Raw genomic sequence first — 9203 nt, 5'->3', positions numbered from 1 at the left:
CCCCCGGAAGCCCCGAGGATCTGCCCGCCCGGTTGTCCGGACAAAAGATGGACCAGGCCGCAGGTAACCGTTCCGGCGAAGAAAAGGAGGATGAGTTTCGCGGGAGAGAGGCGTTCTTCCAGCGGCGACCCGGCGATGAAGATAAACGCGCCATTTACGGCCAGGGGCAACAGGTGGGTGTGGAAGAGGCCGTACCCCAGGATCCTGATCGGGCTGCCGAGGCCCCCACCCGCCACCAGGGCAACCGCTCCGGCGACCTCCCGCGACCCAGGGAAAAAGACCTTTCCCGCCAGGAAGAAGAGCAGAAGGAGGCCGATGACGGAGAAGGTCACGTAGGGGATGATGCCCAGCCTCACATCAGAGTCGACGGGGATCACGGCGGGTATGGGGAGGAAGAAGTGCTCTTCCCCGGGTTGGCGGGCAAGGCGCGCAAATCCGCTCCCCCCCGGTTCCCCGTCTTCGCCGCCCTGGCCTTTTTTCAGGAGCTTCTCCGCCCTCTTTTTTCCTGCAACCAGCCGGCGGTGGATGTTGCCTGCAGATCTCCGGGGGACGAAGGTGCCGCCGCACGCACGGCAGTGGTAGACGGCGTTTCCCGTATACTGGTAGTCCACGGGGGTTAGCGCCTCATCACAGGCGGGGCATACGAGCCCCTTCTTCGCCCGGAGGAGGACAGGGCCCTCTCCTTTTGATTCCCCGTCATCTTCACCCCTGTCGGCCGAAAAACCCTCCTCTTTTAACAGGGCCATCTCGCCGGAATCGAACCAGATCGCCTTGCAGGTCGGGCACACGTCGACGACGGTGTCACCCCGGGTAACGGGAACCATTCCCGAAATCCTGCATTCGGGGCATGTAACGATCCGGGAGATTGGAAACCTCTCAGAGGATTATCGACAGGACTGATGCCTCGGCAAAGTCAAGGAGCAGCTTCGGGAAAAGCCCGAAGTTCACCACGCCGATGGCCGCGATGACCAGAGCGATGGAGATGGCGAAGCCGACGTGACGAACGGGCATTTCTTCAGTCCCCGGCTTGAGCATATACATGTGCACCACGATACGCAAGTAGTAGTAGATCGATGCTGCGCTGTTCAGGACGCCGATAACGGCGAGCCAGATGTAGCCCGATTTGACCGCCGCCGAGAAGAGGTAGAACTTGCCCACGAATCCCGCCGTGGGTGGAATGCCGCCCAGCGAAACGAGGAAGAGGGTCATGAGCGCCCCCAGGACGGGATACCGGAAACCCATCCCCCGGTAGTGCTCGATGTCGTACCCTTCGTCCTCTCTCTGGCTGATAACTATGGCAACGGCGAAGGCACCGATGTTCATGAAGGCGTAGGCGAGCAGGTAGAACATGGCTGCCTGGGCCCCGAGATTGTCTCCCGATACCAGGCCGACGAGGATGTATCCTGCATGCGCGATGGATGAGTACGCGAGCATCCGCTTCACGTTGTCCTGGACCAGCGCCGTCACGTTCCCCACCGTCATGGTGAGGACGGAAACGACCCAGAGCCCTTTCCAGAGGTAGGGGTACATCTCGGGAAGGGTGATGTAGAGCACCTTGATGACGGCGCCGAATGCGGCGGCCTTCGGCCCCGCCGACATGAAAGCCGTGACCGTCGTCGGGGCTCCCTGGTACGCGTCGGGCGTCCACATGTGGAAGGGCACCAGCGATACCTTGAAGCCGAAGCCGACTAAAAGAAGCGCAGTCCCGCACAGAAACATCACGTTTCCCGCCCCGTTTCCGCCGCTTATGGCATCCTTGATCGCATAGAGGTTCGTGTTCCCCGTTCCCGCGTAGATCAGGGCCATGCCGTAGAGCAGAAAGCCCGTGGCGAAAGCGCCAAGGAGAAAGTACTTCAGCGCCCCCTCGATGGCTGACATCCTTTTCCTGTCGAAACCCACGAGGACGTATATGGGAATCGAGAGGATCTCGAGCCCCAGGAAGATGGTCATCAGGTCGGTTCCCTTCGCCATGATGATCATGCCCACGGCGGACACGAGGAGGAGGAAGTAGTACTCGCCCTTCTGTATCCCCTCCCACTCGTTGTAGGAGCGGCTCATCATCAGGGTGAGGAGGAGGGCAACCAGGATGACGACGGTGAAGAACGCCCCGAAGGCATCCATCTCTATCATCCCCGAGAACGCCTCTATCTTGCCCGTCCCGACGATCCTGACGGAGAAGAGGGCGGCAACCACCCCCACGATGGCCACCCCCGCGTTTACCCCCCTGTTCTCGTCGGGCAGGATGAGGTCGTAGAGGAGGACCAGTATCGCGAAGAGGACGATCACGATCTCGGGCAGGATCGCCTTCAGGCTCATGTATATTGACTGGGCATCAATAGCCATCCACGTTACCTCGTTTCCCCGTCTGTTTCAAAATAGCGCGCCATGATCCGCTCGTGGTAGGGCCGGTCTTTTTCCGCGACCTGAACCCTGGACTCCACCTGGTGGATCAGGTGTTTCACCGACGCATCCATCTTCCGGAGGAAGGGCTGGGGATACACGCCGATCCAGACGATGAACAGGATGATGGGAAGCATGTACGCTATTTCCCGCAGGTTCATATCGGCGATTTTTCTGTTCGCCTCCCTGGTCACCTTGCCGAACATGACCCGCTGGAACATCCAGAGCATGTAGACGGCGGCGAGTATGACCCCGGTGGCGGCGAGCACCGCGAAAGTCTTGTTCACCTTGAATGCCCCGAGAAGGATGAGGAATTCGCCGACGAAACCGTTCAGGCCGGGAAGCCCGATGGAGGAGAGGGTGATCACCATGAAGAAGGCGGCAAAGAGCGGCACCACCCGGGAGAGGCCGCCGAAGTTCTCGATGAGCCGCGTGTGGGTCCTCTCGTATATGATCCCCACGATCAAAAAGAGGGCTCCCGTGGAGAGTCCGTGGTTGATCATCTGTATGATACCCCCCTCGATCCCCTGGATGTTGAGGGCGAACATCCCGAGCATGACGAACCCCAGGTGGGAGACGGAGGAGTAGGCCACGAGCTTCTTCACGTCCTTCTGCACCATCGCCACCAGCGCCCCGTAGATGATGCCGATGATGGCGAGAACCGATATGACAGGGACCAGGTCGACCGTCGCCTGCGGGAAGAGGGGCATGGCGAAGCGCAGGAAACCGTAGGTCCCCATCTTCAGCAGCACGCCGGCAAGAATGACGGAGCCTGCAGTCGGCGCCTCCACGTGCGCGTCGGGAAGCCACGTGTGGAAGGGGAACATGGGCACCTTGAAGGCGAAGGCCAGGAAGAATGCGCCGAACATGTAGAGCTGCAACTTGGCGGGCATGTTGAGCCGGTACAGCTCGAGAAGGTCGAAGGTGAACTCTCCCGTCACGCCCTTGTTGTAGAACGCGAGGGCAAGGATCGCAACGAGCATGAGGACGGACCCCGCCATCGTGTAGAGGAAGAACTTGATGGCCGCGTATATGCGCCGCTCTCCCCCCCACACGCCGATCAGAAAGTACATGGGTATCAGCATCAGCTCCCAGAAGATGTAGAAGAGAAAGAGGTCCAGGGCGAGGAACACGCCGACCATCCCCGTCTCGAGCAGCAGCATGAATATCATGTACTCTTTTATGTTCTTCCTTATCCCCGAATAGGATGCGAGAACGGAAATGGGCATCAAAAAGGTGGTGAGAAGAACGAGCCAGAGGCTGATCCCGTCGATACCCAGAAAGTACTGGATGCCGTAACCGGGAAGCCACGACCGTTTCTCGACCATCTGCATGACATCGAGGCTCCCGTCGAACCGGGCAAGGACGGCGAGGGACACGGCGAAGACCAGCAGGGTCACCAGGAGAGAGAAGTTCTTTATGAGCCCCTCCCTCTCCTTCGGCACGAAAAAGAGGACCAGAATGCCCGCCACGGGCAAAAAGATCATCAGGGACAGAATGGGAATGCCGAGTATGCTCATAATCTCTCTACGGGCTCCTTTTTATCCGAAAATCATGTATCCCACCAGGATCAGGGCGCCCAGAAGCAGGGAGAATGCGTAGTTCTGCACAATCCCCGTCTGCAGCCGCCGTATCGCCTGCCCCGTGCCGAGCAGCACCTGGCCCACGCCGTTTACGATCCCGTCGACGACCAGCACGTCGAAGATCTCCCAGAGAAGGACCGACCCCCGGTACAGGGGGTACACGACCAGGGTGTGGTAGATCTCGTCCACGAAGTACTTGTTGTACACCACGTGGTAGAGCGTGTGATATTTATCCGCTATCTTCCCCGGAAGATCCCTGTTCTTCACGTAGAGCGTGTAGGCCACCCATATGCCGCCCACGGCTATCGCCACCGCGAGCCCCATCAGGCCGAGCTCGAGGGCAACCGGCGGGTGGTGCGCCGCCTCTGCGTGCCCGCCGCCGCTGAGGCCGGCGAAAACGGGCTCGAGAAACCGCTCGAACCGGTTCGATCCCCCCAGGACGTGGGGTATGCCTATGTAGCCGCCGATAACGGAAAATACCGCCAGGATAGCGAGGGGTACCGTCATCGACTTCGGGGACTCGTGGGCCTGCGCCTCAACCTGGGGCTCCATGCGCGAATCGCCGAAAAAAGTCATGAATACGAGGCGGAACATGTAGAATGCGGTGATCAGGGCCGCGGCGGAACCGACGAGCCAGAGGGCCTTGCTCCCGTGGGCCGACGAGAAGGTCTTCCAGAGGATCTCGTCCTTGGAGAAGAAGCCGGAAAAGCCCGGGATGCCGGCGATGGCCAGGGTGGCGATGAACATGGTCCAGAAAGTCACGGGCATGTATTTTTTTACCCCCCCCATCTTCCGCATATCCTGTTCACCGGCCAGCGCGTGGATGACCGAACCGGAGCCGAGAAAGAGGAGGGCCTTGAAGAAGGCGTGGGTCATGAGGTGGAAGATCCCCGCGGCGAATGCGCCGACTCCGCAGGCCAGGAACATGTAGCCGAGCTGGGAGACGGTGGAGTAGGCGAGAACCCTCTTGATGTCGTTCTGGGCAATGCCGATCGTTGCGGCGAAGATCGCCGTCGCCGCCCCGATGACTGCCACCACCATCATGGAGGTGGGAGCCAGGAGGAAGAGCGTGCTGGAGCGCGCCACGACGTAGACGCCGGCGGTGACCATCGTCGCCGCGTGGATGAGCGCCGATACCGGCGTGGGGCCCTCCATGGCGTCGGGGAGCCAGACGTAGAGCGGTATCTGCGCGGACTTCCCGATAGCGCCGCCGAAGAGAAGGAGGGTGATGGCCGTAACCACCCCCGTCCCCAAGACAGCGCTGCCCTGCAGGCCGGCCGCCTTCCCGAAGACATCGGAAAAGCCGACCGAACCGAAGGTCCAGAACATGAGGAAGACGCCGATGATGAAGGCAAAATCCCCGACCCTGTTCACGATGAAGGCCTTCTTCCCTGCATCGGCGGCCGACTTCTTCTCGTACCAGTAGCCGATCAGAAGGTAGGAGCAGAGGCCGACTCCCTCCCATCCCACGAAGAGGAGCAGGTAGTTCGACGCCATGACCAGGATGAGCATGGCAAAGGTGAAGAGGTTCAGGTACACGAAGTACCTGGCATAGGCTTTCTCGTGGGACATGTAGCCGGTGGAGTAGACGTGGATCAGAAACCCCACCCCCGTTACCACGAGGATCATCACCGAGGAGAGGGGGTCCAGGTAGAGGGAGAATGCCGCCCTGAAGCTTCCCGCCTGGATCCAGGTGAACAGGTCCACCTCGAATACCCGTTGCTCCGCGGGCAGCCGGAGCAGGGAGGCAACGCACAAAAGGGCGACCAAAAACGACAGGCCCACGACGCCGGGGCCGATCATGCTCACCACCTTGCGGTATGGGGAATCGAAGAGGGGGTCGTGATGGTGACCGTGGTCGTGGCTCTCGCTGCCCGATCCCTCCAGCTCGTCGTAGTAGCGCCGGAGGAGCACCCTCCGTTCACTGACGATGGCAACGGCGCCGTTTAAGAAGACGCCGATGAGTGGCAAAACGGGAACGAGCCATAAAAAGTCTAGCATGGTAAGTGACCTGCCTGTTCGTCAGAATTTCAAAATGTTCAGTTCCGTTATGTCAACCGTCTCTTTGTGCCGGAAGACGGCGATGATGATCGCCAGTCCCACGGCGGCCTCCGCGGCGGCAACGGTCATCACCATGAAGGCGAATACGTTGCCCGTGGTGTCGCCGAGGTAGGATCCCGCCGCCACGAATGCGACATTCACGGCATTCAGCATGATCTCGATGCTCATGAGGATGATGAGTACGTTCTTCCTTGCCACGACGCCCACCACCCCTATGCCGAAGAGGATGCCGCTCAGTATGAAGTAGTAAGAAGTGGGAACCATCTCCCCCCTCCTAAAATTTTCTCCTCGCAAGGACGATAGCCCCCACGATCGCCGCGAGCAAAAGCACCGACGTCAGCTCGAATGGCAGAAGGTACTCGGTGAAGAGGGCTTTTCCGACTGCCTCCACGCTGCCCACGTCCACCGCCTCCACCCTCTCGAGCCCCCTGCTTCCCGCTACGGCCCCCTCGAGCATCAAAAGACCCGCGGCCACCACTCCCAGCCCCCGTAGGAAGGTGGGTTTCTCCATGGGGAGCTTTGACTCGGCAACGTTCAAGAGCATGATGACGAAGACGAAGAGCACCACGACGGCGCCGGCATACACGATCACCTGAATGACGGCGATGAAGTGGGCGTGGCGAAGCACGAAGAGGGCCGCCACGGCAAAAAGGGTCAGGATCAGGTACATGGCGCTCGATATGGGGTTGCGCCTGGTCACGACCATGATCGAGCCCCCTACGGCCACGAGCCCGAAGAGGAAGAAAAGCACCAGCTCCATCGTCATCTCCCTGTCAGTCTTTGAGCAACGAATCTATCGTGTACACGAGATCTTCCCGGCCCCGCTCGGGAAGGGTGTACCATCCCGTGTCCATCCGTATCGCATCGCAGGGACAGGCCTCGACGCACATCCCGCAGTACACGCACCGAAGCATGTCTATGTCAAAGCGCACCGGATACTTCTCTATGCCCGGCTCCGGGTGCTCCCCCGCCTCGATGGTGATACAGTAGGCCGGACAGGCGGTGGCGCAGCAGAAGCAGGCAACGCACCTCGGCGTCCCGTCATCGCGCTTCGTCAGCCGGTGCCGTCCGCGGAAGCGGGGAGGAACGGGCCTCTTCACTTCCGGGTAGTCGATGGTGGGGATCCGCCGGGGATTCGCCAGGTTCCTAACGAAATGGTTGATCGTCACCGAGAGCCCCCGTAGGATCTCCTTCAGGTACACCCGCTCTCCGAGGGGCATCTCCTTGGGCCTGGACAGTTTCTTTACGCCAATCATACGATCCTCGTATTACCCAGGAGGAGTATCACCCCTCCCGTAATGAATATATTTGCGAGAGAAAGGGGCAGAAGCACCTTCCACCCGAGCCTCATCACCTGGTCGTACCGGAACCGGGGTATGGTCCACCGCACCCAGATGAAGAACCAGCAGAAGAAGAGCACCTTGAATACAAAGGCACCCACCTGCATGAGGACGACGAGAAAGGAGGGCAGATGGATCACGTGCCGGAAAATGTGGAACCCGTCGGCGTAGAGGTAGGGAATCTGCCACCCGCCGAAAAAGAGCGTCGCGATAAGGCCACTGGCAACGACGAGGTGCACGTACTCGGCCATGAAGAACATGGAAAACTTGAAGGATCCGTATTCGGTGTGAAAGCCGGCGACGATCTCCGACTCTCCCTCGGGCAGATCGAAGGGAACCCTCGACGACTCGGCGAAGACGGCAACGAGGAAGAGGATAAAGCCGAGGGGCTGAACGACCACCCCCCACTTGGGGATTATCCCCAGGATAAGATCCCCCTGCGCCCGCGTTATCTCCGAGAGCTTTAGCGACTCAAAAACCATGGCAACCCCGATTATGGAAAGGCCCAGGGATATCTCGTAGCTGATCATCTGGGCCGAACTCCTGAGGCCACCCAGGAGGGAATACTTGTTGTTCGAGGCCCAGCCGGCGAGAATGACCCCGTATACGGTGAGGGAGGAAAAGGCGAAAATGTAGAGGATCCCCACGTTCAGGTCAGCCACCTGGAGGGGGATCTCCCTCCCGAAGAGAGTGATCGTGTCACCGAAGGGCACGACGGCAAAGGTGAGAAGGACGGGAGCCAGTGCGAAGACCGGCGCCATGCGGTAGAAGACCGGGCTCGCCGCATCGGGGGTAAAATCCTCTTTGAAGAGAAGCTTGATGGCATCGGCCAGGGGGTGGAAAAGCCCTCCCAGGGTGAGGCCGAAGATGTCGGCTTTCGCCGGCCCCATCCTGTCCTGGATATAGGCCGCCCCCTTCCGCTCCCCCCAGACGAGAATGGGAACGAGGCCGAGGACGAAGGCGAGCATGATCCCGATCTTTACGCACGCTATGATGATATCCAGCAGCATGGCCTACACTGTCTCCCCCACCTGGATTCCAAAACTCCCGATGGTATCGTAGCCGAGTCCCGTGAAGAACTCCTCCCTGAGCGCCAGCTCGTCGAACACCTGCTGCGCGCCCCCGAACTCCCAGGAGGCGCCCAGCTTTCTCGCCAGCCCGGTCAGGATCCACACGTCCTCCTTCGCCGCGCCTCGCGGAGGAAACGCCCTGTGGAAGCGCTGCACCCTTCCCCGGTAGTTCGTGAAGGTACCGCCCTTCTCGGCAAAGGTGGCCGAGGCAAGAACGAGCGAGCTGTTCCGTGAAACGGCGCTTTCGTTCGAAGCAATGTTGATCACGTAATCGACGTTATGCAAAATTTCGCCTACCAGAGCGTCATCGGCTCCTCCCAGGCGCGATCCCACGACCACGAGCGCCTTCAGGTTGCCCTTTTTCGCCTGCTCAACGATGCCGTTGAAGTCGAGACCTCCCTCCCGGGGGCCTATCCCCATCTCTTTCGCGCCCCTGCTGTTGGGGTTCTTATCCTCCCTGACCAGGAAGTCGTCGTGGTAGGGATCCGCCGCCGCAACCTCGGAGGTGAAGGCAAGATGGGGCGTGCCGATGACCTCGAAAGCCAGCTTCTTCGTCAGGTACAGCTCCTCGTTGGAGGACCCCGGGGAAGCGATGACGGCAACCCGAGAGGGCCCATCGCGCCGCACGATCTCAGAAAGGGCCATCGCCCCGGTGTAGAGCAGGGCATCCCACTCGCCGGCGACCTCCTCGCCGCCCGCGCTCCGGAAGGGGAACAGGATCCTGTTTTCATTGACCGTCTTGTAGGTGA

The 9203-nt window shown here is 60.3% G+C and carries 9 protein-coding genes; all 9 read right to left on the bottom strand.

Annotated features, from left to right (window positions below):
• Positions 1-824 (bottom strand): rhomboid family intramembrane serine protease (locus tag GTN70_05440; protein ID NIO16427.1); only part of this gene is annotated, 824 nt, incomplete at its 3' end.
• A gap of 52 nt (positions 825-876) precedes the next feature.
• A complete protein-coding gene (gene nuoN, locus GTN70_05435; protein NIO16426.1) occupies positions 877-2343 on the bottom strand; it encodes an NADH-quinone oxidoreductase subunit NuoN in 1467 nt (488 codons plus the stop codon).
• 5 nt (positions 2344-2348) lie between these two features.
• Entirely contained in the window at positions 2349-3920 is a 1572-nt protein-coding gene (locus tag GTN70_05430; protein NIO16425.1) for an NADH-quinone oxidoreductase subunit M, read from the bottom strand.
• Positions 3921-3941: 21 nt separating this feature from the next.
• Positions 3942-5984, bottom strand: coding sequence for an NADH-quinone oxidoreductase subunit L (nuoL, locus tag GTN70_05425; protein ID NIO16424.1), 2043 nt, complete (start codon positions 5982-5984; stop codon positions 3942-3944).
• Between the two features lie 21 nt (positions 5985-6005).
• The gene (gene nuoK, locus GTN70_05420) at positions 6006-6308 is read right to left on the bottom strand and encodes an NADH-quinone oxidoreductase subunit NuoK (protein ID NIO16423.1); all 303 of its coding nucleotides are present in this window, start codon (positions 6306-6308) and stop codon (positions 6006-6008) included.
• A 10-nt stretch (positions 6309-6318) separates the two neighbouring features.
• The gene (locus tag GTN70_05415) at positions 6319-6804 is read right to left on the bottom strand and encodes an NADH-quinone oxidoreductase subunit J (GenBank protein ID NIO16422.1); all 486 of its coding nucleotides are present in this window, start codon (positions 6802-6804) and stop codon (positions 6319-6321) included.
• Positions 6805-6817: 13 nt separating this feature from the next.
• A complete protein-coding gene (locus GTN70_05410; protein ID NIO16421.1) occupies positions 6818-7300 on the bottom strand; it encodes a 4Fe-4S dicluster domain-containing protein in 483 nt (160 codons plus the stop codon).
• Complete coding sequence (gene nuoH, locus GTN70_05405; protein ID NIO16420.1) at positions 7297-8394, bottom strand: NADH-quinone oxidoreductase subunit NuoH; 1098 nt, start codon at positions 8392-8394, stop codon at positions 7297-7299. The genes GTN70_05410 and nuoH overlap by 4 nt, the downstream gene beginning before the upstream one ends.
• Positions 8395-8397: 3 nt before the next feature.
• The coding region (locus GTN70_05400) for a molybdopterin-dependent oxidoreductase (protein NIO16419.1) at positions 8398-9203 on the bottom strand (806 nt) is incomplete at its 5' end.

This window comes from Deltaproteobacteria bacterium, from assembly GCA_011773515.1.
GTDB lineage: Bacteria > Desulfobacterota > Deferrimicrobia > J040 > J040 > WVXK01.
The sequence above is the reverse complement of the archived record's forward strand: the minus strand, read 5'-3'. Positions and strand labels throughout refer to the sequence as shown.

Bases quoted from the DNA above. Each gene is read 5' to 3' on its own strand.
- nuoN (NIO16426.1), bottom strand. From the start codon at position 2,343: ATGGCTATTGATGCCCAGTCAATATACATGAGCCTGAAGGCGATCCTG.
- GTN70_05430 (NIO16425.1), bottom strand. From the start codon at position 3,920: ATGAGCATACTCGGCATTCCCATTCTGTCCCTGATGATCTTTTTGCCC.
- nuoL (NIO16424.1), bottom strand. From the start codon at position 5,984: ATGCTAGACTTTTTATGGCTCGTTCCCGTTTTGCCACTCATCGGCGTC.
- nuoK (NIO16423.1), bottom strand. From the start codon at position 6,308: ATGGTTCCCACTTCTTACTACTTCATACTGAGCGGCATCCTCTTCGGC.
- GTN70_05415 (NIO16422.1), bottom strand. From the start codon at position 6,804: ATGGAGCTGGTGCTTTTCTTCCTCTTCGGGCTCGTGGCCGTAGGGGGC.
- GTN70_05410 (NIO16421.1), bottom strand. From the start codon at position 7,300: ATGATTGGCGTAAAGAAACTGTCCAGGCCCAAGGAGATGCCCCTCGGA.
- nuoH (NIO16420.1), bottom strand. From the start codon at position 8,394: ATGCTGCTGGATATCATCATAGCGTGCGTAAAGATCGGGATCATGCTC.